The sequence below is a fragment of the Stenotrophomonas forensis genome (assembly GCF_028752115.1).
Classification (GTDB): Bacteria; Pseudomonadota; Gammaproteobacteria; order Xanthomonadales; family Xanthomonadaceae; genus Stenotrophomonas; species Stenotrophomonas forensis.
In genome coordinates, this window is sequence record NZ_CP082270.1 from 3,807,947 (window position 1) to 3,830,832 (window position 22,886).

Sequence of the window (22,886 nt, forward strand, 5' to 3'; positions counted from 1 at the left end):
GCCGGTTACATGTTACCGGTTTGTCGTTCCACGCTTGCTGACGGACCCGCAGGCCGGCGGCCATCTGCACGGGCCGCCGAGGCACACCAGGCCGCATGGAAGTCCCCGTCTTCACGATAGTATTCGCACACTTCACGCTGCAGATCGGCAATGGCAGGCTCAGGCGCGGGGTATGGCGTGCAGGCGATGGTTCGCCGCTCATAGTCCACCACCCGCCAGCAGTGCCGGGCCCCCGGAGCGTTGCCAGACGCCGGATCGGTCATCACGCCCCATCGCCCAAGAATCGCTCCGCGCTGCTTCTCGCGGAGCTTCTCCGGCAACAGGTCCGGGCGAACCTCGAAACGACCATCTTCCGTCAGGCGATACAGGTAGGACATTTCCTGTGCCACCTGGCCTTCATTGATGTGCGCTCGCTCAACGCCCGTGGAGCGCAGGCCGTTCTCCATGAAACGAACACGATTGCCTGGAAGATCCTCGTTCTGGCGTATCGCAGGCAACCACGAGAGCCCTTCGTAGCGGTCGCGCCTCAGGCCGACCAGTTCGGCGATCGTGGGCGCAACGTCGATCACTGAGCCAGGTCCCGCAACCCGCCGATGCGTCCAGACCGGTTGGCCATTGCGGAATTGCTGTATCGCCATCACCACGTGGTTCTGCACGTCCGACAGCGCGAAGCTGCCATGGCCATATGCGCCCACCGCTTGGTTGGCGTCGTTGTCATTGAACTGGTCACGGCGCATTGCAAAGTCTTCGCCGTGGTCCGACATGACAACCAGGATCGCGTTGTCCAGACGCCGCAGGCGGCGCAGCTCATCGATCAGCGCCTCAAACTGACCATCAACTGCCCTGATCGCGTTCAGATACTGGGACTGTGAATCCTCATACCCCTTGACCTTGCCTACCCAGTCAAGAGACCTGTCCTCACGGATCCCGCCTGGCAGATAGGGCCAATGCGGCAGGCAGAGGTGGCTGACAAGAAACAGTGGCGCGTCAGCCGGCGCATCCCGCAATTCACCGATCAGGCGGGCGGGGTGGTCCGCGGTGCGATAGCTGCGGTAGGCAGCGCGATTGCCTTGGACCACGCTCAGCGGCTCTGAAGCGGGCAGCGCAGCCAGCAGGAGATTGGTTGCGAAGAAGTCAAAGCTGCCGCCAACGACGAAATCAAGCCCTCCCACCGTGGGGACGACGGTTCTATCGAAGCCAAAACTCTGGTCGAAATTGGCAAAGCGCGATTCATCCATGGCCAGCATGGTGAAGTAGCCGTGCCGCTTCAGATCCCAGGCAAGATTCTGGTCGCGCGAGAATTCCGAGCGAGGATAGAGATTGAAGCGCGCGCCGTGCTTGAGCGGATTCATTCCGGTCAAGGTACTGCTGTAGGAGACAAACGTCCGGGCCAGTGGCGTGCGTACATCATCCATGACGACCGAACCGGCCAGCGTCTGCTCGATGGCAGGAGCCAGTCCGCCGGGAAACTCACCGTAGGAAGCCAGATAGTCCGGACGAAGCGAGTCCACCCCCAGAATGATCACATCCGGCCTGTTCTCATCCATGCCCTCCCGAACGCCGCCATTCCAACCCCATGCCCCGAGGCAGACAGCCAGGGCAACCAGGGATCCGGCGGCGAACAGGTTGCGGCGGCTGCGCAACAGGGAATACAGCGCGGACAGTACAGCGATCGCCACCACGGCGATGCAGGCACCTACAAGCAATGGCGACAGCCACTGGATCATCAGCAACTCTGCATCCACGAAGGAAGCCGACTGTGGATACAGCCATCGATTGGCGAACATCGCCAGCAGAACGACCACGCTCACAAACAGCAGACTGCGCCAGAATGCGTCCCGCCGTTTGGGCAGGAGCTGGCTGCAGGCCCGACGATAGACCCACATACCGCCAACGGTCAGCAGAAGATGGCTGCCTATCGCGAAAAGCACGAACAAGGTGATTTTGGCAGCGAACCCGCGCTCCTCCAGCAATTCAGTCGCGAACTGCTGCATGAGATCGGTACGGGCGTGCAAGCCCTCGTTGCCGAAACGATCCGCGATCTGATGGACCTGCTGCCCCAGCAGGATCAACCCCATGAAAGCGGCCGCCACGTACTGGCGGACGGCGATCCCCTTCATCCCCCTACCTCATTCTCGAAAAAAAAAGGGCCCCGCATGCAGGGCCCTCTTCTACTGGCTCCTCAGGCACGGATGCCTGGGCAATCAGTCCAACAGGCCGATTACGGAGCAGCCTTGCGGCACTCGGCCGGCAGGTACTTGTTGTCAGCGGTCGAGGTGCAGGTCCAGGTGATGCCGGCGCTGGCCGACTTCGGCTCGAACTGCAGCGCGACATTCTTGGCGGCTGCGGTGCCGGTCACAGTGATGACGCCACTGGCACATTCCAGCTTCGCGGTGTTCTTGGTCGCGGTGGTGAAGGTGGCAACGCCATTGCAGGCGGTGTCATCGATCGTGCCGCCGGCGTTGGCGATGTTCTCACCGACGGTAGCCTTGGCACCCGAAGCCAGCACGGCGCCTTCCGAGACGCGCGAACGGACGGTGTAGTCCTGGTAAGCCGGCAGAGCGATGGCGGCCAGGATGGCGATGATCGCGACGACGATCATCAGTTCGATAAGGGTGAAGCCCTTCTGGTTCTTCATTGTGGTACATCCCCAAGATAGTGGTGGTTGATTTCAGCGGACAGGTTCGGTCCGGCCAGCGGCCGGTTGAGCGGGTCCTGCCCCCTGCGGGTGGATCAACGCAGGTTGCGTGCCAACCCCGGCACGCCTCCCCCTGGATTTCCCCGCGCCCATGATGGCAGCAATTCTGCGGATGGGAACCCCCCATATCCGAATCTGCGATGGACGCGGCAATGTGACGCAGTGCGTCACCTTTGGCCGGCCGCCGGCACGAAATCGCACGCTGGGCCGCCCGCCAACTGCCCAGATGGGCATGAACCCGCTACCATCAACGGCTAGATGCCCGCCTGGGGATGGCGGGTCTTGGGGAGCCAACATGTCTGTCAGTCGCAGTGCGATCAAGAAAGAGCCCGTGGCGCGTAGCACCATGGAGCTGCAACCGTTTGTCTGGGAGGGGACCGACAAGCGGGGCGTAAAGATGAAAGGCGAGCAGTTGGCGAAGAACGCCAACCTGTTGCGCGCCGAGCTCAGGCGGCAGGGGATCAACCCCGGCCAGGTGAAGCCCAAGCCGAAACCTCTGTTCGGCTCGGCCGGCAAAGCGGTGAACGCCAAGGACATCGCCTTCTTCAGCCGCCAGATGGCGACCATGATGAAATCCGGCGTACCGATCGTCTCGGCACTGGACATCATTGCCAGCGGGCACAAGAACCCGCGCATGAAGAAGATGGTCGATGGCATCCGGACTGACATCGAAGGTGGCTCATCCCTGCATGAAGCCGTCAGCAAGTACCCGGTGCAGTTCGATGAGCTCTACCGCAATCTGGTCAAGGCGGGCGAAGGTGCGGGTGTCCTGGAAACGGTGCTGGACACGGTAGCAACCTACAAAGAGAACATCGAAGCCCTGAAGGGCAAGATCAAGAAGGCGCTCTTCTACCCGGTCATGGTGGTCGTCGTCGCCCTGCTGGTCAGCGCCATCATGCTGATCTTCGTGGTTCCCCAGTTCGAGGAAGTGTTCCACGGCTTCGGCGCGGAACTGCCCGCCTTCACGCAGATGATCGTCAATCTGTCCCGGTTCATGGTGTCGTGGTGGTGGCTCATTGCTGCGGTAGTGATCGGAGCAGTCGTTGCCCTCGTCATGAGCTACAAACGCTCGTTGAAGATGCAGCACACGATGGACCGGCTGATTCTGAAGGTTCCGGTCATCGGCGAAGTGATGAACAACAGCGCCATTGCCCGCTTCGCCCGTACCACGGCCGTCACCTTCAAGGCCGGCGTGCCGCTGGTGGAGGCCCTGGGTATCGTCGCGGGGGCCACAGGCAACAAGATCTACGAGGAGGCCGTCCTGCGCATGCGAGACGACGTCTCGGTGGGTTACCCGGTGAACATGGCGATGAAGCAGCTCAACCTGTTCCCGCACATGGTCATCCAGATGACCGGCATCGGCGAAGAGGCCGGCGCCCTGGATGCGATGCTGTTCAAGGTGGCCGAGTACTATGAGCAGGAGGTCAACAACGCCGTTGACGCCCTGAGCAGCCTGCTCGAACCAATGATCATGGTCTTCATCGGCGTGGTCGTTGGCGGTATGGTCATCGGCATGTACCTTCCCATCTTCAAACTCGGCGCCGTCGTCGGATAACACATACATGGCTTTTCTCGACCAGCATCCCGGCCTCGGCTACCCCGCCGCGGCCGCCCTGGGACTGCTGCTGGGCAGTTTCCTGAACGTCGTCATCCTGCGCCTGCCCAAGCGGCTGGAGTGGCAGTGGAAGCGCGATGCGCGCGAGGTCCTGGAGGAACCGGACTACTACGAGCCGCCCCCACCAGGCATCGTGGTCGAGCCTTCGCACTGCCCGCACTGCAAGCACAAGCTGAGCTGGTACGAGAACATCCCCCTGTTCAGCTGGATCATCCAGGGCGGCAAGTGCCGCCACTGCAAGGCGCCGATCTCGCTGCAGTACCCGCTGGTGGAGGCCATGACCTCGCTGCTGGTGCTGGCCTGTGTCTGGCAGTTCGGCTTCGGCTGGCAGGGCTTCGGTGCCATCGTGCTGACCTGCTTCCTGATCGCCCTGTCCGGCATCGACCTGCGCACCCAGCTGTTGCCGGACCAGTTGACCCTGCCCCTGATGTGGCTGGGATTGATAGGCAGCATCGACAACCTGTACATGCCGGCCAAGCCTGCTCTGATCGGCGCAGCGCTGGGCTATCTGTCGCTTTGGGCGGTCTGGTGGCTGTTCAAGCAGCTGACCGGCAAGGAGGGCATGGGCCATGGCGATTTCAAGCTGCTGGCGGCCCTCGGCGCATGGTGCGGGCTGAAGGGCATCCTCCCGATCATCCTGCTGTCCTCGGTGCTGGGCGCCATCATCGGATCGATCTGGCTGTACAGCCGGGGCCGTGATCGCGCTACCCCCATCCCGTTCGGGCCCTACCTGGCCATCGCCGGCTGGCTGTACTTCATGTGGGGCGAGCCACTGGTGGAGCAGTATCTGGTCCTGAGCGGGCTGCGCTGAGGGGAATCCCCATGAGCCGGTATGTGGTTGGCCTGACCGGCGGCATCGCCGCCGGCAAGAGCGAGGTGACCCGGCGCTTCGAGGCGCTGGGCATCGTGGTGGCCGACGCCGATCTGGCCGCGCGCGCCGTGGTGGCCGCCGGCAGCCCGGCGCTGGGCCGTATCGCCGAACGCTTCGGCGCTGACATGCTGCTGGCCGACGGCAGCCTAGACCGGGCGCGCCTGCGTGCCCACGTCTTCGCCGACCCGGCCGAACGGGTGGCGCTGGAAGCCATCACCCACCCGGCCATTCGCCTGCTGATGCAACAGCAGTGCGAGCAGGCCACCAGCCCCTATGCGATTGCCGCCATTCCACTGCTGACCGAGGTGGGCGGGCGTCAGGCCTACCCATGGCTGGACCGGGTACTGCTGGTGGATGCCCCCGAAGCCGTGCAACACGCGCGGCTGATGCAGCGCGATGGTATCGACGCCGCACTGGCCGACCGGATGATTGCCGCGCAGGCCAGCCGTGCGCAGCGGTTGGCGCTGGCCGATGACGTGGTGGTCAACGATGGGCAGCCGCAGGATCTGCAGGTGCAGGTAGAACAGCTGCATGCGCGGTATATAGCTGCAGCGGCGGAACAGCGCGAAGTTCAGTCAGGACGTTTCGGCAGTCTCCAAAGGGATTTGGCGTAAACGGCGCAATCTGCCCATGGCTCGTCCCTGCTCTGCTGCAGACGCGTCGGAGGCATCGGCTGCGCGCCCCTGAAGAAAACCAATCTGGATGGCACTGTTCCTGAGGGCACAAAGCTGGTGAAATCACCCGCATGAAGGCCATATGGAAAGTACAACGGACCATGGGTGAAAGTAGTGCCTTCTGAAAAAGCCCTCACCTGGCGCGAAGACAGAAGCCCACTCACCATTACTTCATGTCTTTGCGGGAGCCGCAAGCGGAGCCGGATCATGAAAGAGATAAAGGACCTCAGCGGAAACGTCATTTTTACAGTCCCGCCCACATCTGGAATTCTTGACCTGGACTCGGCCATGTTGGCGAACGCCAATCTGGACGGCGCTGAACTTGAAGGTGCGATCCTCATGCAGACATGCCTATCAGGCGCAAGCTTGATAGGTGCCGACCTGTACTGGGCGATACTTTTCATGGCGGACCTGACAGATGCCAACCTTCAGCACGCCGACCTGCGTGGCGCAGACCTGCAAGACGCAATCCTGCGGGGCGCCAACCTGTCGGGGGCCAATCTGGGCCGTGACAATCTGGGCGGCAGCACGCAACTGGAAGGTGCAGACCTGAGCACAAGCGTGCTGGATGGCGCGATTCTCACCGGGGCACTCTATGACGACAAGACCTTGTTCCCCCCGGGATTCCTTCCGGAAGAACGAGGGCTGTTGAAATCATCGGGTTGAAAGAGACATGAAGGATGAAGCCGTCGCAGCCCGTTGATGTGCAGCGAATGCAACTCGAAAACATCAAGAGGCCGCGCTCTGCAGCGCCACTGACATTCGCAGGTCCGGTCCACACCGGCGCCGAGAACGCCTTGTCCGGCGCTGGTTATGATCTCAACAGGCTCAATGCCTCATCCAGGTGCGCACCGCGCGGATCTATTCCAATTGCAGGCGCGCGTGGCGGACCAGCTCTCGGGCGCCCAACAGCAAACCATCAACCACATCCGGGCTGAGCTGCTGGTGGGCACCGCCCTGCTCGCGTGCGGCTGCAGCGGCGTGCAGCACCTGGACCAGCACATCCAAGCCCGCCAACGTACGGCCAAGCCCAGCCCGGGTTACGGCCTGCGCGGGGCTGAGACCCTGCGCATCACACCGCCGGCCATCCGGGCCGTCATGGCCATCCATGCGGGCCAGCAGGGCCGGCAACAGGTCTTCGGGGTCATCGAGCAGGGCTTCGAGCCGCTCGGCCGCATTGGCAGGCAGCCGGTTGACGGCATCGCCAATCAGGGCGGATAGATGGGGAAATTCGGGGCGTGCGGACATGGTGAGTTCCTCGCAGACGGCAAGCCACCTGCAGAAGCAAGGTGGCGGACGGTGCGGGTTGGCGTACCGGACAACTCCCAGATGGATGAAAACTCCGGCGGATCCTGACGAATCCCCACGCACCGTCCGCCATAAGACAGACGCGGTGCATTGTCCGCGACGCCGTGCAGGGCATCGGAAGCTTTCCATCTTGGAGTTGATTTCAGGACGCCAATCCCGGCCAGGGCACCCGCCCCGGCCCAGCCATCACGCCACCTCACGAAGCGCATTTCTGTAGGGGAAATCGCCACTGCAAGGATTCGTGCAACGACGCACGCCCGACGCGCGGCACGCATCACACGGGTGTCGCGATGCACCTCGGCGCTGAGGCACACCAGTAGCGCCGAGCACGCCGGTTACGACACTTCGCGCGCGCACTAGGCGGCCGCCTCCTCCGCACGCTGCGACCTGCGCGCAGATGCCTCGGCCACTGTCACACCGGGCGGATTGAGATAGCAGGTGCGCCAGCGCAGATAGCCCCACTGCCAGTGGTACTCGCGCCCGGTCAGCTGCAATGCTTCATCGAAGTCGTCGGGGCGCTGCCGCCAGTCAGTCAGCGCTTCCAGCTCCTGCACCGACATTCCCAACGGCACCCGCGGCTGGAACATCTGCCCGGAGCGTTGCATGCGCTCGCGCTCCTGCCGATGGGACCGCTCAATCGCATCCAGCTCACGCATCCGCTGCTGATACGCCTCACGCTCGCGCCGCTGCACGTGAACCCACTCGTCATCGTCCAGCCCGAACGGCTTGAACCATGCCCGCGAGTCGTGCACGTAGCCATCCAGAAACGCTGCCACGGGCACCGGCGGGGCCTGCCGCGAGTCCCAGATCGCTTGGATCTGGCCATCCAGCCACTGCTGTTCCTTCTTGCCCCGCAACCTCGACTGCACAAAATCCTGCACGGGAATTCCTTGGAACCGAGGCGGCGTGGCCATGCCGTGGTGGGCAGCGAAAGGTTCTTCGGTGCGCAGGCGGGCCGTGGCGTTGTTGTAGCGCATCGCCCGCGCCTCCTGCACCAGCTCGGCATTGCCGCCGCCCAGGTCCGCGCGGTCCTGCGCAGGCGCCTGCAGGTAGCCCGGCAGGCGATCGAAGTCATCCAGATGCTGCCGACGCCACAGCAGGTACTGGCGATAATGGGCATACATCAGCACCGCGGTGCGGTTGGCCTTGGCGGCGGGGGTGCTGGCCGGCAGGAACGGCGCCATCGCCTGCAGGTACGCGTTGTAGTGCTGGCGTAGTTTCGGGGAGACCTCGAACTGAGCGGCGGTTTCCTTATCCGCTTCGTCCATCGGCAGCAACGGCACCCCTGCTGCCAGCGCATGCCGGTACATGTCGCATAGCGGAATCTGCGAAAGCTTGTCGGCATCCTTCGGCGAACGCCCCTGCTCACCGGGCGTGTAGCCGCCGCCCACATCCGAATGCACCCCGGGGTAGATGATCTGCTCGCAGTTCGCGCCGTCCACCAGGTCCACCGGGAACGAACCGCGTACTTCATGCGCAGCCACCATATGCACACAGCGGCGTACATCGGCTGGAATGCGCAGGTCTTCGGCCGACGCCCAACCACCGTGGCCATCGAACATCGACTCAAAGAAGCTCTGCGCGGCACCTACCGACGCGACCGTATCGAACAAGCCGACGAAATCGATCTGCACCGGAATTCCACACAAGCGCAGGGGCCCGGGGCCTGGGTCGCACGCATCGCCGAGCCAGTTGCAGAACACGCGCGCCTCGGTAGCGCCGCGCGAGAAGCCAAACACCGATATACGGATGCGGTCTACACGGGGATTCTGCTTCTGGAACGGCGCAACCTTCTTCGCAAGAAAAGCGCGTCGCTCCTGCAAGACTGCCCGCCGCGCTATGTGATCGGCGCGCGCGAGATGAGTGCCACGCACGCGCTGTAACGCGCCCACCATGTTCCAGAAGCCGCCGCTGAGCGAGTTGCGAAGATCGATTTCCTCCTGCCCTTGGTTGACCGCCAGGTAGTTGGACAGCGACATCCGCGCCGCCTGCGCCAAGCGCTCTACGTCCTGCAGGTGCAAGCGGAGATCGGCACTCATCTTGCGCGCGATGGGGACGGTGGAATCGAAGCCCATCGCGGTCGTGACGGTTGTCTCTGCAAAATGGGTCAAGAGGTGGTCCTGGACCTTCATCAGCATCCAATTCACCCGACCCTCGCCGCCCCAGCCCGCCGCCGCGCCGGCACGGGCATGCCAGCCGGTGCCGGTGTCGCCAATTTCTCTCAGCGCCTCGGTGCCGACGCCTTGGATGTAGCTCGCAAAATTGGTTGGCCGACGACCAATTCCTTTGGCTCGCCCTAGATCATAGACGTCGAAGAGTCGAGACACATTGCTCTCGCTCATGTCCTTACGCTTCTTCGATGCCAGCCTGTGATTACGAGTCCCATCGAAGAAGCAGCCCATTGACACGTCTACTCCGCAATCCGTTTCAGTCCCCATACGGGAAGAGGAGTATCTCCCTAGTTCAGTCAAACTGAGTTGCGCCGAAGGATCTGACACCGGAGGCGCCACATTTACTCTCATTCTGTCACCCCGCCCCTTGCCGTCACCTCAAGAAATCCATTGATCTTTTCTGGATCACGCTCGCTGTCGGCAAAATCAAGATCGTAAGCAAATTTAGGGAATCCCGGAAAATATGGCGTAGCTATGACCCTCACCTCATCACCAGGGAAATACATAAAGAAGATGAAACCATCCAAGAAGGGCTTGTAGCGCGGCACAAAAATCTCCTTCTCAATATAGCTATGCGGATCCTTAAGGAACATGCTACTCGTACGGTAAGCAACCGTTACTTTCAGGCCCGGATGCCAAAGCCGAGGAAGCGTCACGCAGCAGGTTCGGCCATTGCTACTGGCTCGGGCACGCATCGCACCACCCCACGCATCATTGATGAAGACTTTTCCTAATCCCTCATCAGAGTAGTTCGCAACTCCAATCATCAGATGCATTTCTGACGGCGCGTCGGTGATATCGTGGCCAGACGCAGCGTCAATGATGCGTGGCTTCGGAGGACTGGGCGGTGGTGGACCCATCCTGAAATCCATGAACTTCAGCACCAGACCCGCCAAGGCAAACAGCACAAGCCCGATCAGTGCAATCCTGACAAACACCTTTTTCACCACGGCCATTCGCTCAACGCCCTTCATTCAAACGCACCCTCGTCTACGACGCAGGTTGGGGTAGATGATCTGCTCGCAGTTCGCGCCATCCACCAAGTCCACCGGGAACGAGCCGCGTACTTCATGCGCGGCCACCATGTGCACACAGCAACGCACATCGGCGGGAATGCGAAGCAGATCATTGAAAGATCCACACCGCAGTCGGATCCGATTTCCGACAATGAGGCCGCATATCGCCCCGCTTCACTGGAACTGAGCTGCGTTGGTTGCTCTGACGTCGGAGTAGATACCCTTACCCTCACTATTCCGCCTCCTTGCCCGCTGTTGCTTCCAGAAATCTCTTAATCTTTGCTGGATCACCGCGCCCATCACCGAAGTCAGTGTCGTAAGCGAAGCCCGGATATCCTGGGGAGTAGGGAGTGGCCACGATCCGCACCTGATCACCAGGAAAGTAGAAGAAATAGATGAACCCATCAAGAAACGGCTCATAGGGCGCAACAAGAACGTCCTTCTCAACATAGCTTTGGGGATCTTTGAGAAACATGCTGCTGGTGCGGTAAGCCACGGTGACCTTCAGACCTGGATGCCAGAGACGAGGAAGCGTCACGCAGCATGTACGCCCGTTGCTACTGGCTCGAGCCCGCATCGCCCCCCCCCAAGCATCATTAATGAAGACAGTCCCCAGCCCCTCATCCGAGTAATTGGCGATACCAATTGTCAAATGCATTTCCGGCGGAGCGTCGGTAATGTCGTGACCGGTATCAGGCTCAATGATGCGTGGTTTCGGGGGACTTGGAGGCAGCGGCCCAACCCTGAAATCCATGAACTTGAGCACGACACCTGCTACGGCCAGCATCGCAAGACCAAGCAGAGCAAATCGTGTCAGCAGCTTCGTCACAACCTTCAATCGATCAGGCTGTTTCATTCAATGCTCCTTCGGTTATAGCTCACGTCGTAGCCATCGAACACCGACTCAAATCCGACACTGGTCGAGACGTAGTCACTCTCATTTCGCCACCTCATCCAAGGCGGTCTCCGCGAGGAATCGCGAGATCCGAAGTTCATCACGCTCGTAACCAGCAGCCCCAAGGTCGTAAGCAAACTTTGGATAACCTGGAAAATACGGCGTGGCAACCAGCCTTACCTGATCGTTCGGGAAATACATGAAGAATACAAATCCATCAAGGAAAGGTTGATAGCGCGGCACGAGAACGTCCTTCTCTACGTAGCTGTTCGGATCCTTCAAGAACATGGAGCTTGTGCGGTAGGCTACCGTGACCTTCAAACCTGGATACCAGAGGCGAGGCAGCGTCACGCAGCATGCACGCCCATTACTGCTGGTACGAGGCTCCATGCCTCCTCCCCATGCTTCGTTGATGACGACTATGCCCAGCCCGTCATCAGAGTAGTTGGCAATACCGATCGTGAGATGCATTTCCGGTGGCGCGTCGGTGATGTCGTGGCCAGTGTCAGGCTCAATAATGCGCGGCTTCGGAGGACTGGGCGGTGGTGGACCAATCCTGAAATCCATGAGCTTCAGCACTAGGCCAGTCAAGGCAAACAGCGCTAGCCCGATCAGAGCAACCCTGACAAGCACCTTCGTTACAACAGCTATTCCCTCAGGGTTGCTCATTCAAACGCACCCTTAGCCACGGCACACGCCGTCGTAGATGATCTGCTCGCAGTTCGCGCCATCCACCAGATCCACCGGAAATGACCCCGCACATCGAACCTTCTTACGCGTGCTAAGACTTATTGATTCCTTGTCCAACGGCGCCAAAGAACTCACTCTCATTATCTCTATTCCTCTCCATCCGACTCAATGAGAAATCTAGAAATTCGTTCAGGGTCACGCTCAAGCTCAGCATGACTAATGTCGTAGGCAAACTTTGGATATCCCGGGAAATACGGCGTTGCCACGACCCTAACTTGATCGCCCGGGAAGTACATGAAATAGATGAAACCATCAAGAAACGGCCTGTATGGCGCGACAAAGATGTCCCTCTCAACATAGCTACTGGGATCCTTGAGAAACATGCTGCTGGTGCGGTAGACCACCGTCACCTTCAACCCTGGATGCCAAAGACGAGGCAACGTCACGCAGCAGGTCGCAGCGTTCCCACTGGCTCGTGGCTCCATCCCACCCGCCCAGGCCTCATTGATGAAGACCGTCCCCAATCCATCATCCGAGTAGTTGGCCACGCCGATTGTCAATGACATTTCTGGCGGTGCATCAGTAATGTCGTGACCAGAAGCAGAGTCGATGATGCGTGGCTTCGGAGGACCGGGCGGTAGTGGTCCAATCCTGAAGTCCATGAACTTCAGCACCAGGCCTGCCACAGCAAGCAGCGCCAGCCCGATCAGAATCACCTTCGTCACAAACCTCTTCATGGCGTCTCATCATCGCCATGGGGCGCATTCCTCGCGGCAACGACCTTGATCGTCATCCGATGCGCCAGCGCGGGATGGTCGATGCCTCGGCGTGCCAGACGTCCCAGCACGTGTTCCGCGCAGCGATGCACCTGCGAGGGCAGCATGCCGTCCGGGCGCAGTACGGGCCGCTGCAGAATGAAGCGCGTGATGGCATCGGCCTGGCTTCCGCTCCGTAGTGTGGCCTCCTGCGCCGCGGTGAACGTGAGCGGCCTGGCGTCGGCATCGAGCGGCACTCCCCCCTTGCCGGTTACGCACATCCAATCTCCGATGCGGGTGGGCAGGTGCCAGTCGTGTAGACCGCCCAGTACGCGCGTCCGCTGTGCATCGTCCAGCGCATCCAGCAGGCGGGCGGCGGCACGCCCATCGGCCCAGCGCAGCAACCACGGCTGGTCGGTGCTGGAACGGCCCTCCCAAATCCGCCGTAGATGTTCGGCCAATGCATGCGGGTCGGCGGTGCTGCGTAGCACCGACAGCATCGGCGCGCCGTTGCTCAGGTCCAGCAGCGCCTGCCAGCAGCGTTCGCGTGCTCTGGCTTCGTCCGGCAGGACCACCAGGCATGGCGACAACCGGTCCAACCCTTTGCCGGTATAGCGATGCGTAAACAGCGGCACCACGTCAGCGGCCAGTGCGCGCAGCTGCACCCAGGCCTCTGGCGCGAATGCCATGTCCAGCAGTGCACAGGCGGGCTGCGCGTCCACACGCTGGTCGTCAGGGGTCTGCCACGGCAACCTGGAATGCCGCCACGGATCAATCCACGGGGCGTCAGCCATTCTTCGCAGACCATGGCAGGCCGGCCTGCATCGCCTTCAGCAGGCACTCCACGCAGACCGTCTGTGCGAACTGCGGCAGCGGAAACAGCTCCTGCACCGGACCGGTGAAGTGCCGGTTGCCGGCCTTGAAGGTCAATGTGCCTGGACAGCTCACCCGCAGGTGCCCGTCCGCCAGGGTGATCGAAGCGCCGCCGGCAGTTGCGATGTGCAGCGTGTTGCCTGCCGCCAGTTGCACCTCCCCGTGCTGGCTGGCCGCCACCAGCCCAGCGCGCGCCTGCAGGTGCACGGCGTCTGCCTGCGCCTGCATATCAAGCACCTGTTGGCCAGCCACCACGCTCAACCCGGCACTCCCCGGAGTGCGTGTCGCGCCAGCCAGCACGCCGATGGCCTGGCGGCACTGCCAACGCCCATGGCCGGCAACGGTCACCGACGAACTGCCGCCACTGGCCAGCAACGTACTGTGCCCCACGCCCAGCTGGATCGCCTGCCCGGCCACCTGGCAGATGCCTGCCGGTGCGGACAGGCCAAGCACCGCAGACCCGGTTGCAGGGATGTCTTCGTCAGCGCCCTGCAGCCGCTGCGATGCCGCCACGCTGTCGGCCAGGGCCTGCAGCACGCTGGCACCGTTGCCCTCGGCGGCGTGGCCGCGCAGCCGCACCGTACGTTGCTGCCGTGCCGCTTCATCAAAGGAGTGCGCCAGCACGAGCGTCTGCCGCAACAGCGCGACCGGCGCAGCGCGCAGACCGGCCGGGGTGGACGCAGAGCGCTGTATGCTGTCCAGCCACAGGCCTGCCGTGGCACGCACGGCGCCCCACGCGTCGCTGCGCAGCTCGAATCCACTTCCGCGCAGGCTGCCGCGGAAGTTGTGCTGCAGGTGATGCAGATGACCCAAGCTGATCGCGCTGTGGCATTGCGTTGTGCCAAGCCGCACCTGCAGCTGGTCGTCGCTGTCGTCGAACTCGAGACTGTTGCCGCCATGGCCGTCCCAGCTCTGCGAGCTGATGCCCCATACGGCGCCGGCATTGCGCTGGGCCGATTCGCCCGCGCCTGCGGCATGCCAGCGCGGGGCGTTGCCACCGGCCAGGTTGTTCTGGGCACTGCTGCCAGCATCGCTGGACAACGCCAGCGCTTCAGCGCGTGACTCGCCCCGGCCGTTGTAGAGCGCACCCATCACGATGGGGCGGCAGAGGTCGCCGTTGATGAAGTCCACCACCACCTCCTGGCCGACGCGGGGCAGGAGCTGGCTGCCCCCGCCGGGGCCGGCAAAGGTCTGGGCGACGCGCAGCCAGCCGCTGTCAGCCCTGCTATCGGTGGCAAAGCCGAACTGCACACGGATGCGCCCGTTGCTGTCCATGTACAGCGGCGCACCGTCATCGCCGCCGAGCACGGTGGCCAGTTGTGGGCCGGGGGCCGCCGACCGCCCTGCCCTGCCATCCGGAGAACGTCGCCATCGACGGTCGTACGGCATGGCCTCGAAGCGATTGGCATAGCCCAGCCTCTGCGCGCGGTCGGCAGGCACGGTGTCGGGCAGTGCGTGCAGCGGCAGGTGCTGCTGCAGTTCGAGAACCTCAGGCAGCGTGTTGACCGCTGCGTGCTGCACCGCTGTAAGCAGCAACGCGGGTACCGCTCGCTGGCCGGGCTCTGGCAACACCTCGAATGCGTAGCCGGGCTGGAAGTCCGGCTCGGTGCCTTCGCCGGTCCAGCGCCGCTGCTCACACAACGCTGCCTCGGTGTCGCGCATCACCTCGGCCAAGGCCTCGCGCGAGGTCTCCCACGCCGCGTGGCGTGCCGGCGAATAGTCCTCCAATGGGCCACTGGCCACAGTGCGCACAGGCAGGCTGGCCGAAACCACACGCAACGGATCGTCCAGATCCGCCACCCGGGTCATGTGGGTCGGCACGACGCGACAGGTCTCATGCAACAGCGCGATGCCCGCGTCATCGGGCACGCGCTGGGTCTGGTGCAGGCGTCGGGGCCGTGACAGCAGCGAGCATCGGGTACTGTCGCCGAAGATCATCATCGTATGCCCGCCCGGTACATCGGGCAGCGTGCGGATGCACCAGCCCAGGCCTTCATCGGCCATCAACTGCTGCAGGAACGCCATGTCCGATTGGCGGTACTGCACGCGATAGCCCCGGCACCGGCGGTCGATGGCAGCAGTACTTCCAACGTGCCAGGACCAATGCGCCAGCGGCGCGTGCACCGAGAGCACCGTGCTGATGATGCTGGCCACGTCCTGATCCTGGAACACGCGACTGTGGCGGCTGTCATGCAGCCAGGCGGTCCAGTCGGCCAGGTGCACGCGGTACCGCACAAGACGGCCTGTGCAGGCCAGGCGCTCGACACTGCGGATCAGTCCGACCCGGACAACGTCTGCACCGTCCGGCAGGCGTGTGGTGATGCTTGCCGGACGGGTTACCCAATCATCCAGGCTGTGCTCGCACGCCTCGCCCAGCAGATCGATCTGGCAGCGCAGGCCTTCGGACAACGATTCGCTGCCGTGCCAGCGCTCCACGATCAACCGCAACGCGGTAGGGCCGCAGAAGCGATGGACGCGCGACGACGCCTCGTGGGCAGCAACGAACGATGATCGGTGATCCATGGCAGTTCCTTGACAGACACAGCACGCGAAGAAACGCGCTTTCCATGCTTCAAGCCTTGGCGGATCAATGCCGGGGACGCAATCCGAAAAGTTTCTGAAAAGCGTCGAAGATCAATTTCTGCTTGGTATTACAGCGCTTGCACGATGCATCGCGGGGGCGTGCAGCCGTTGCCGAGCCACCAGTAAGGCGGAATACGACAACGGCTGTGGGGCGGTGGCTCGCGCGCGGCGACTATTGCAGCGTCGCTGAACCCCGATTCCTTTCGGCCCGCAACTGCCGCTGTGCGTGGCTGGTCAGCTCCCGCGCAGCCAGCAACAGGCCATTCATCGCATCCGGGGGCACGACCTGCGACGGGCCTCCCCGGGTGCGCGCGACATGCACGGCATACATCATCCGGGTCAAGCTCGTGATTCCTGCGACGGTGTGCCGGATGCCCGCCAGCGTGTCAGCCTCCGGGGCACTCAGCCCGGTGCGCTGCGTGGAACCGTCGATGTCCATCTGCCCCTTCAGCATCGGCATCAGGCCATCGGGCCCGGACAGTACGTCCTCGACGCGCTGGGCGATTTCGACGGACAGCTGCCTGATCGATTCGCCGACCAGTTGATACAGGTTCGGGTAATGGGTGCGGTATGACATGGCGCAGCTCCTGGCGGACGGTGGGTGATCCCGGCAGAAGCATCTGACTCTGTGCTCGTCGGTCCGTCAGGGGGCAAATGCGCCAACAGCGCAATCAGATCGCCGAACCGTGAGCCATGACACGCAACAGCGCCACAACGCCCGCGGGGATCGCGAACCGGACGGCCCCGGACGGGCGTATTCGTGCTGCGTACGACAGTGGATTCACGCCCTGCGTGGGGCTCACGTGCCGACCAAGGTCGGCACCTACCAAAGCAGCGGCCCTTACAACGGCTTCGGCGAGAACGTGAGGGTGGCGATTACGCCGCGCTCGCCGCCCGGGCGCACGCTCACCTGCCAGCCGTACAGATCGCACAGGCGGCTGACGATCGACAGGCCGATGCCGCCGCCCTGCGAATGGCCGGCATGGGTGCCGCGATAGCCACGCTGGAACAGCTTGGCTGCATCTTCTTCACTCAGGCCCGGGCCGCTGTCGGTCACCGAGACCGCGTTGGCACCCACGTGCACGCGCACCTCGCCATCCTGCGAGTACTTCACGGCATTGCCGATCAGATTGCCCAAGGCCACCGACAAGGCGGCTTCCGGCGCGTCGATCACCAGATCGCGTTCGCCTTCCAGCGCCAGCTCCAGCGGCTTGCCACCCAGCTGTGCGCGGTGCGCATCCAGCAGCTGCTCGGCCACGCGCGCGACGTTGCTGGTGCCCTGCCCGCGCTCGTTGCGCGACAGCAGCAGCAGCGCGCCGATCAGGTCGCTGCACTGCTGTTCGGCGCGCTGGATGCGCTGCAGGCGCTGCAGCACCTTCTCATCCAGGCCGGGGCGGGTCAGCAGCAGCTCGGTGGCGCCGCGGATCACCGCCAGCGGCGTGCGCAGTTCATGGCTGACGTCGGCATTGAACTCGCGGTCGCGCTGCACCACCTCGGTCAACCGCGACGAGTAATCATCCAGCGCCTGTGCCAGCTGCCCCACCTCATCGTCGGGGAAGCGCGGCGCCAGCGGTTCGGGATCACTGGTGCCGCCACGGTACGCGCGCAGCCGCGCCGCCAGATCCGAGACCGGCTTCATCACCTTCGACGCCGACCACCAGCCCAGCACCAGCGACAGCACGCTGAACACCAGCACCGACAACACCAGCGCGCGGTTGAGCTGTTTGCCACCGCGCACGCTGTCGGTCATGTCATAGGCAAGGAAGAACCAGGCATCATCGCTCTTGCGCACGGCCAGCTTGTAGGCATACGGCTGCCCCTGTTCGTCGGTGCCGCTCAGGTTGTAGTTGCCGGTCTGCAGATCGGCCCATTGCGGCCAGGACTCGCGCGCCTTGTCGAATTTGTCCGCCGAGTAGGCGTAAGCACGGATCTGCTGCACCGGCACGGCCGGGTTGCGCCCCGGGTGCTCGTAGAAGCGACGCGCGTACTCTTCGATGTTGTGGTTGATCACGTCTTCCACCAACTGGTTTTCCACCCGCATGCGGGCCCAGTTGGTGGCGAACGCGAACAGCGTTGTCAGGCAGAAGCCCAACAACACGAACGAGACGATGATGCGGCTGCGCAGGCGCCGCCGATAAGGCGTGCGCCGACGCTCCCCTTTCGCTGCCACCGAATCAGGCTTCCGGGGTAGCGATGCGGTATCCGATGCCATGGCGGGTCTGGATCAGCGGCACTTCAAACGGCTTGTCGACCACCGCACGCAGGCCATGGATGTGCACGCGCAGCGAATCGGAGTCGGGCAATTCCTCACCCCACACCCGGGTTTCCAGCTCCTGGCGGGTCACCACGGCCGGGGCCGCTTCCATCAGCGCCTGCAGGATCTTCAGTGCAGTCGGGTTGAGCTGCAGCAGCTTGCCCTGGCGACGCACTTCCAGCGTATCCAGGTTGTATTCCAGATCGCCGGTTTCCAGCACGCGGGTCTGCACGCCCTTTCCACGGCGCGACAGGGCATTCAGACGTACTTCCACTTCCTGCAGCGCGAACGGCTTGATCAGGTAGTCGTCGGCACCGGAATCGAAGCCGGCCAGCTTGTTGTCCAGTGAATCGCGCGCGGTCAGCATCAGCACCGGGGTCTGCTTGCGCGCTTCATTGCGCAGCTTCCGGCAGACTTCGATACCGTCCATGCCGGGCAGGTTGAGATCCAGCACGATCGCGTCGAACTCGTGCACCACGGCCAGATGCAGGCCGGTGACCCCGTCAGCCGCGAAGTCCACCGTGTGCCCGCGGTCCTCCAGGTAATCACCCAGGTTGGCCGCAATGTCGCTGTTGTCTTCGATTACCAGAATTCTCACTGTCACCTCTAATTGACGAATTTGCCGGTGCGCTGGGCCTGGCTCATGTCACGCTGTGCCCTGTCCTTCTGCCGGGCGCGCTCGGCAACGGTGCTGCACTGCGTCGTGGACCGGTTCGAACCCGTCACCTTCTCGCGCTGGCATATTAGACGACTATCCTCACGCGCTTGTGTCAAAACCGTGTTCACGATCTGCTGGTCGTTGAAGATATCGGTTCGCACCTGTTCAGGCATCGAATCGCGGTTCGGATGCTGCTCGACGGCCGTGCGCATGCGCACCAGCGCCTCACGTACCCGGCTGCGATCGCTCTGCTTCAGTTCGCTGTAGGTCTCGCCATCGTTGAGCTGGATTTCGATGCGCTCGATCTGCTGTTGCAGCGGCTTGCCGGGCAGGAAGACTTCGCTGGACTCTTTGGACGCAGAGGCGACGGTGGCCAGGGTCAGCCCCGAGAACAGCACCGCCGACATCAGGAGGGACTTCATGACAAACGAATCCTTGTTTGAATGGATCGCTGACTGTATTCGCACCGCCTTCACGCCAGCAAGTGCCAAGCGCAGGGGCGGCGGACGGCCTAGCGGTTGCCGGGAGGCGAGAGGTCGGTGAAGGTGCGCTGGTCATGGAGCAGGGCCTTGCCCTTCTCCTCGATGCGCCGCCGTTCGGCCACGGTCATGCAGCGGCTTTTGGGCATGTTGCTGCCGGTGGTGCGGGTGTATTGGCAGACCTGCCGGCTGTCATCATGGGCCCGGGCAAGCAGGGTATTGACCCGTTCCTGGTCGTTGAAGACGTCGTTCTGGACCTGCGGCGGCAGTTCCTGCAGCGTCTGGCGGTCCCCCATCCGCTGGGTGATGCGCGCCAGTGCCTGTCGCACCTGGGCGCGGTCATCCGCGGAAATCTCACTGTAGTCGCCGTCGTCCAGGGCCTTCTCGACCTTCCGGACCTGTTCGGCCACCGGCATCTGCCGGTCCATCTGTACAACGGTTTTTTCCGGCTTGGCGACAGCCGTGCCTGCCAGCCCCAGCAACAACGCGATCATGGTGACGCGATACATCGCTTGCCTCCGATCCATCCAGGAACGATGGAGGCCACTCTACGGCCGTCACGGCGCCTCCACAAGCGGCGCGCCTGGCCCATAAAAAAGACCCAGGCGGTGCCCCCGCCTGGGTCTGAAGTTGTATCCCGATACCGATCCTGCTGAGAGGCAGAGCTGCGGTTCGCTGAAGGCTACGCCCGGGCCGATTAAAGGCATGTTAAACCACGCCTCATCAACCCATGAGATTCATAAGCAACTGAATAATCAGGGTTTTTTAAGCTTCTCCACGTGCTCGATGATGCGCGTGGCGACGTCCACCCCGCACGCCGCTTCGATGCCCTCCAGCCCCGGCGTGGAGTTGACCTCCAGCACCAGCGGGCCGCGCGCGGAACGGATCAGGTCCACCCCGCACACCGACAGGCCCAGCGCCTTGGCCGAACGGACCGCGACCTGCTGTTCGGCCCGGCTGGCCTTGGCCGCCACCGCCGTACCACCGGCATGCAGGTTGGAGCGGAAGTCGCCCTCCGGTGCCTGCCGCTGCATCGAGGCCACCACCTGGTCACCGACCACGAAGCAGCGCAGGTCCGCGCCCTTGGCCTCGCCGATGAACTCCTGCATCAGGAAATTGGCGTACAGCCCGCGCAGCGCCTCGACGATGCCACGCGAGGCGCTGGCCTTCTCGGTGAGGATCACACCGCGGCCCTGGGTGCCTTCGTTGAGCTTCACCACATGCGGCGGCGGGCCGAGCATGGACAGCAGGTCGACGGTGTCGTCGGGGTTGTCGCCGAACACGGTGACCGGCATGTCGATGCCCTTGGCGGCCAGCAGCTGGTGCGCGCGCAGCTTGTCGCGCGAGCGCAGGATCGCATCGGACGGGTTGGGCGTGCGGGCTCCCATCAGTTCGAACTGGCGCAGCACGGCCGTGCCATAGCGGGTGATCGAGGCACCGATGCGCGGGATGACCATGTCCACGCCGGTCATCGGCCGGCCCTTGTAGTGCATCGAGAAGCCATCGGCGGCGATGCGCATGTAGCAGCGCAGCGGGTCGAGGATACGCACGGTGTGGCCGCGCGCGCGCGCCGCCTCGACCAGCCGGCGGGTGGAATACAGGGAGCTGTTGCGGGACAGGATGGCGAGCTTCATCGCGGCGGGATCGGGCGGCAGGCGCGCAGCATAGCGCGCGCGTGTGGCGGGCGGATGATGCCGCGCCCGATGACGCCGGCACCGCCGCACAGGCTGTGCCAAGATGGCCACGCCGGCCACAGGACAGGAACACGGCCGGCTTACACAACCCAAGGAGAACCACAGATGCGAATGGGAATTCCGCTGTTGTTGCTGTTTGGCCTGGTGGGGGGCGCCACCGAAGTGCATGCCGCGCCCACCCATGCCGTCTCCCGGCTCTATTTCGACGCCAGCAACACGCTGATTGGCCAGAGCCTGCGCTACTGCACCGGCAGAACCCAGCACCAGGGGGCTGCCTCACATACCAACACCCGCTGGATCGATGTCACCTATGCCTGCAACGGCGACTCGACCGAGGTGAGCTACGGAGGCTGGGTACCGGCCGACCTGCGGCAGGATTTCTGCGGCCTGTATGACGCCTGCACCTTGTTGATGCCGTGGCCGGAACACACGTTGCCCGGCCCGCTGGCGCCCGGATTCAATTCCGACTGACCGGCCGCCCCGCGGCAACGTCTCCGGCGATGGAGCCATCGTCGCCGGAGACACCTTTCGACAGTGCGATGATTTCCTCCATGCGTGCGCGCGCCTGTTGCATCTGCTCGGGCGCAAGCATCCCATGGCTGTACAGCTCCTCAAGCGAGTTGTAACCACACACACCGGCGCGGCACATGCGTTGGAGGATGGGGGAATCGGCGCCGCACGGTACGCCCTTTCGGCAGCCCGCCAGCATCCATGCAGCTTCCTCGACGGCTGTGCCCGCCTTGTAGGGCTTCAACGCTTCGATGCGGTGGGAGGCGGCTTCCCCCATGGTTGCCGCAAGTGCCATGTAGGCTTCACCGTCGTCCTGCATGAGCACGGCTTCGACAAACGTCTTGTGGTCCTCCACCGAAAGATCCTGATCAGCGAGGTGGAGGCCAGGCGCCGCCTGTTCTATCTGTGCAGCAAGGCTTCCCTGATTCACCGCCAGTTCCCGGTAGCGCTTCAGATTGCGGAAGCCGCTCACAACGTCCTCGGGCATTCCTTCGCATCGCGCCTTGAACCACGCCGTGCTGCGCTGGAGTGCGACCTTCTTTTCCTGTGCGATGTCCAATCCCGCGAGCGAGCCCCAGTCAGGAATGACGGCACAGTCGTCATGGATGCGGCTGAGTACAAAACTCGCGTTCGCGTCGCCGCTCCTGGACAGGAATTCAAGGTCCGCCATCAACGGCTGAACGTTTCGAGCGGTGTAGTACTTCTGATAGGCGGCGGGCGCATTTCCCGTGGCCGCCATGCCGGAGTTCGCGACTCCTGTGGCGGGGATGACCGTGGCGCTTGCGGTGCGCGCTGCATGTCCGGCTTCAGAAGGGGCCGTGCTGTCCGTGCACGCTGTCGTTGCCAGTGCCAGCACTGGAGCCAGCAGAAAGGCGTTCCATCGTGAGCTGGCCCGCATCCTCATTCCTTGTCCCAACGTCATCATCCGGCGTGAAGGGGCATTCACTCTAGTGATGCTGCACGTCGGTCACAAGGCTGGATCGACAGGCACACGAAAGCGGGCATCGAGCGCCCGAATCTGCGGTGCAAAAAGAAGGAGGTGCGATGGAGCGGGCGATGGGAATCGAACCCACGTCAGTAGCTTGGGAAGCTACAGCTCTACCATTGAGCTACGCCCGCGTTGCGGTGGAAAGTCTATGCGC

22 protein-coding genes and 1 tRNA gene are annotated in these 22,886 nt (G+C 63.1%); 5 read left to right on the forward strand and 18 right to left on the reverse strand.

What is annotated here, in order from left to right; genetic code table 11:
• Window positions 1-5: 5 nt before the first annotated feature.
• Together K5L94_RS17530 and K5L94_RS17535 are read right to left on the reverse strand one after the other, a co-directional pair.
• Complete coding sequence (locus K5L94_RS17530; protein WP_180879205.1) at window positions 6-2,120, reverse strand: sulfatase-like hydrolase/transferase; 2,115 nt, start codon at window positions 2,118-2,120, stop codon at window positions 6-8.
• Between the two features lie 101 nt (window positions 2,121-2,221).
• Window positions 2,222-2,638 (reverse strand): pilin, encoded by a 417-nt coding sequence (locus tag K5L94_RS17535; RefSeq protein WP_053450612.1) that lies wholly within the window; start codon window positions 2,636-2,638, stop codon window positions 2,222-2,224.
• Window positions 2,639-2,993: 355 nt separating this feature from the next.
• Here K5L94_RS17535 and K5L94_RS17540 point away from each other — a divergent pair, with 355 nt between their 5' ends.
• From K5L94_RS17540 to K5L94_RS17555, 4 genes are all read left to right on the forward strand, one after another.
• Window positions 2,994-4,253: a type II secretion system F family protein gene (locus K5L94_RS17540; protein ID WP_274510978.1), complete on the forward strand. Its 1,260-nt coding sequence runs from the start codon at window positions 2,994-2,996 to the stop codon at window positions 4,251-4,253.
• A 7-nt stretch (window positions 4,254-4,260) separates the two neighbouring features.
• The gene (locus K5L94_RS17545; RefSeq protein WP_274510979.1) at window positions 4,261-5,124 is read left to right on the forward strand and encodes a prepilin peptidase; all 864 of its coding nucleotides are present in this window, start codon (window positions 4,261-4,263) and stop codon (window positions 5,122-5,124) included.
• An 11-nt stretch (window positions 5,125-5,135) separates the two neighbouring features.
• Complete coding sequence (coaE, locus tag K5L94_RS17550) at window positions 5,136-5,798, forward strand: dephospho-CoA kinase (RefSeq protein ID WP_274510981.1); 663 nt, start codon at window positions 5,136-5,138, stop codon at window positions 5,796-5,798.
• Between the two features lie 267 nt (window positions 5,799-6,065).
• Window positions 6,066-6,524 carry a pentapeptide repeat-containing protein gene (locus K5L94_RS17555; protein WP_274510982.1) on the forward strand — a complete coding sequence of 153 codons (459 nt, stop codon included), beginning with the start codon at window positions 6,066-6,068 and terminating at the stop codon, window positions 6,522-6,524.
• 195 nt (window positions 6,525-6,719) lie between these two features.
• Here K5L94_RS17555 and K5L94_RS17560 read toward each other — a convergent pair whose 3' ends face one another.
• From K5L94_RS17560 to rimK, 14 genes are all read right to left on the reverse strand, one after another.
• Window positions 6,720-7,106, reverse strand: a complete 387-nt coding sequence (locus K5L94_RS17560; protein WP_274510983.1) for a hypothetical protein — start codon at window positions 7,104-7,106, stop codon at window positions 6,720-6,722.
• Between the two features lie 416 nt (window positions 7,107-7,522).
• Window positions 7,523-9,508 carry a T6SS phospholipase effector Tle1-like catalytic domain-containing protein gene (locus tag K5L94_RS17565; RefSeq protein WP_274510985.1) on the reverse strand — a complete coding sequence of 662 codons (1,986 nt, stop codon included), beginning with the start codon at window positions 9,506-9,508 and terminating at the stop codon, window positions 7,523-7,525.
• Window positions 9,509-9,684: 176 nt separating this feature from the next.
• Window positions 9,685-10,311 carry a DUF3304 domain-containing protein gene (locus K5L94_RS17570; RefSeq protein WP_080374954.1) on the reverse strand — a complete coding sequence of 209 codons (627 nt, stop codon included), beginning with the start codon at window positions 10,309-10,311 and terminating at the stop codon, window positions 9,685-9,687.
• A gap of 274 nt (window positions 10,312-10,585) precedes the next feature.
• Window positions 10,586-11,209, reverse strand: a complete 624-nt coding sequence (locus K5L94_RS17575; protein ID WP_274510986.1) for a DUF3304 domain-containing protein — start codon at window positions 11,207-11,209, stop codon at window positions 10,586-10,588.
• Between the two features lie 81 nt (window positions 11,210-11,290).
• Entirely contained in the window at window positions 11,291-11,917 is a 627-nt protein-coding gene (locus K5L94_RS17580) for a DUF3304 domain-containing protein (protein ID WP_180879221.1), read from the reverse strand.
• Between the two features lie 167 nt (window positions 11,918-12,084).
• Entirely contained in the window at window positions 12,085-12,675 is a 591-nt protein-coding gene (locus K5L94_RS17585) for a DUF3304 domain-containing protein (protein ID WP_274510988.1), read from the reverse strand.
• Window positions 12,672-13,487: a DUF4123 domain-containing protein gene (locus K5L94_RS17590; RefSeq protein WP_274510989.1), complete on the reverse strand. Its 816-nt coding sequence runs from the start codon at window positions 13,485-13,487 to the stop codon at window positions 12,672-12,674. Before K5L94_RS17590 ends, K5L94_RS17585 begins: the two co-directional genes overlap by 4 nt.
• Window positions 13,480-16,089: a type VI secretion system Vgr family protein gene (locus K5L94_RS17595; RefSeq protein WP_274510990.1), complete on the reverse strand. Its 2,610-nt coding sequence runs from the start codon at window positions 16,087-16,089 to the stop codon at window positions 13,480-13,482. The genes K5L94_RS17590 and K5L94_RS17595 overlap by 8 nt, the downstream gene beginning before the upstream one ends.
• A gap of 232 nt (window positions 16,090-16,321) precedes the next feature.
• Window positions 16,322-16,726 carry a hypothetical protein gene (locus tag K5L94_RS17600; protein WP_274510992.1) on the reverse strand — a complete coding sequence of 135 codons (405 nt, stop codon included), beginning with the start codon at window positions 16,724-16,726 and terminating at the stop codon, window positions 16,322-16,324.
• Window positions 16,727-16,990: 264 nt separating this feature from the next.
• Window positions 16,991-18,361: a sensor histidine kinase gene (locus tag K5L94_RS17605; RefSeq protein WP_053450627.1), complete on the reverse strand. Its 1,371-nt coding sequence runs from the start codon at window positions 18,359-18,361 to the stop codon at window positions 16,991-16,993.
• On the reverse strand, window positions 18,324-19,001 hold the full coding sequence (locus tag K5L94_RS17610) for a response regulator transcription factor (protein ID WP_005410804.1): 678 nt from the start codon (window positions 18,999-19,001) through the stop codon (window positions 18,324-18,326). Before K5L94_RS17610 ends, K5L94_RS17605 begins: the two co-directional genes overlap by 38 nt.
• An 8-nt stretch (window positions 19,002-19,009) precedes the next feature.
• Window positions 19,010-19,483, reverse strand: a complete 474-nt coding sequence (locus tag K5L94_RS17615) for a hypothetical protein (RefSeq protein ID WP_053450628.1) — start codon at window positions 19,481-19,483, stop codon at window positions 19,010-19,012.
• 89 nt (window positions 19,484-19,572) lie between these two features.
• Complete coding sequence (locus K5L94_RS17620; protein WP_274511001.1) at window positions 19,573-20,049, reverse strand: hypothetical protein; 477 nt, start codon at window positions 20,047-20,049, stop codon at window positions 19,573-19,575.
• Between the two features lie 246 nt (window positions 20,050-20,295).
• Window positions 20,296-21,174, reverse strand: coding sequence for a 30S ribosomal protein S6--L-glutamate ligase (gene rimK, locus K5L94_RS17625; protein WP_005410807.1), 879 nt, complete (start codon window positions 21,172-21,174; stop codon window positions 20,296-20,298).
• A gap of 165 nt (window positions 21,175-21,339) precedes the next feature.
• On the opposite strand from rimK, the gene K5L94_RS17630 reads away from it, so the two are divergent.
• Window positions 21,340-21,705, forward strand: a complete 366-nt coding sequence (locus tag K5L94_RS17630; RefSeq protein ID WP_239510838.1) for a hypothetical protein — start codon at window positions 21,340-21,342, stop codon at window positions 21,703-21,705.
• Here the strand turns inward: K5L94_RS17630 and K5L94_RS17635 are convergent.
• On the reverse strand, window positions 21,692-22,642 hold the full coding sequence (locus K5L94_RS17635) for a hypothetical protein (protein WP_274511004.1): 951 nt from the start codon (window positions 22,640-22,642) through the stop codon (window positions 21,692-21,694). The two genes, K5L94_RS17630 and K5L94_RS17635, sit on opposite strands and share 14 nt — an antisense overlap.
• A 147-nt stretch (window positions 22,643-22,789) precedes the next feature.
• Window positions 22,790-22,863 (reverse strand) — tRNA-Gly (locus K5L94_RS17640).
• Between the last annotated feature and the right edge of the window lie 23 nt (window positions 22,864-22,886).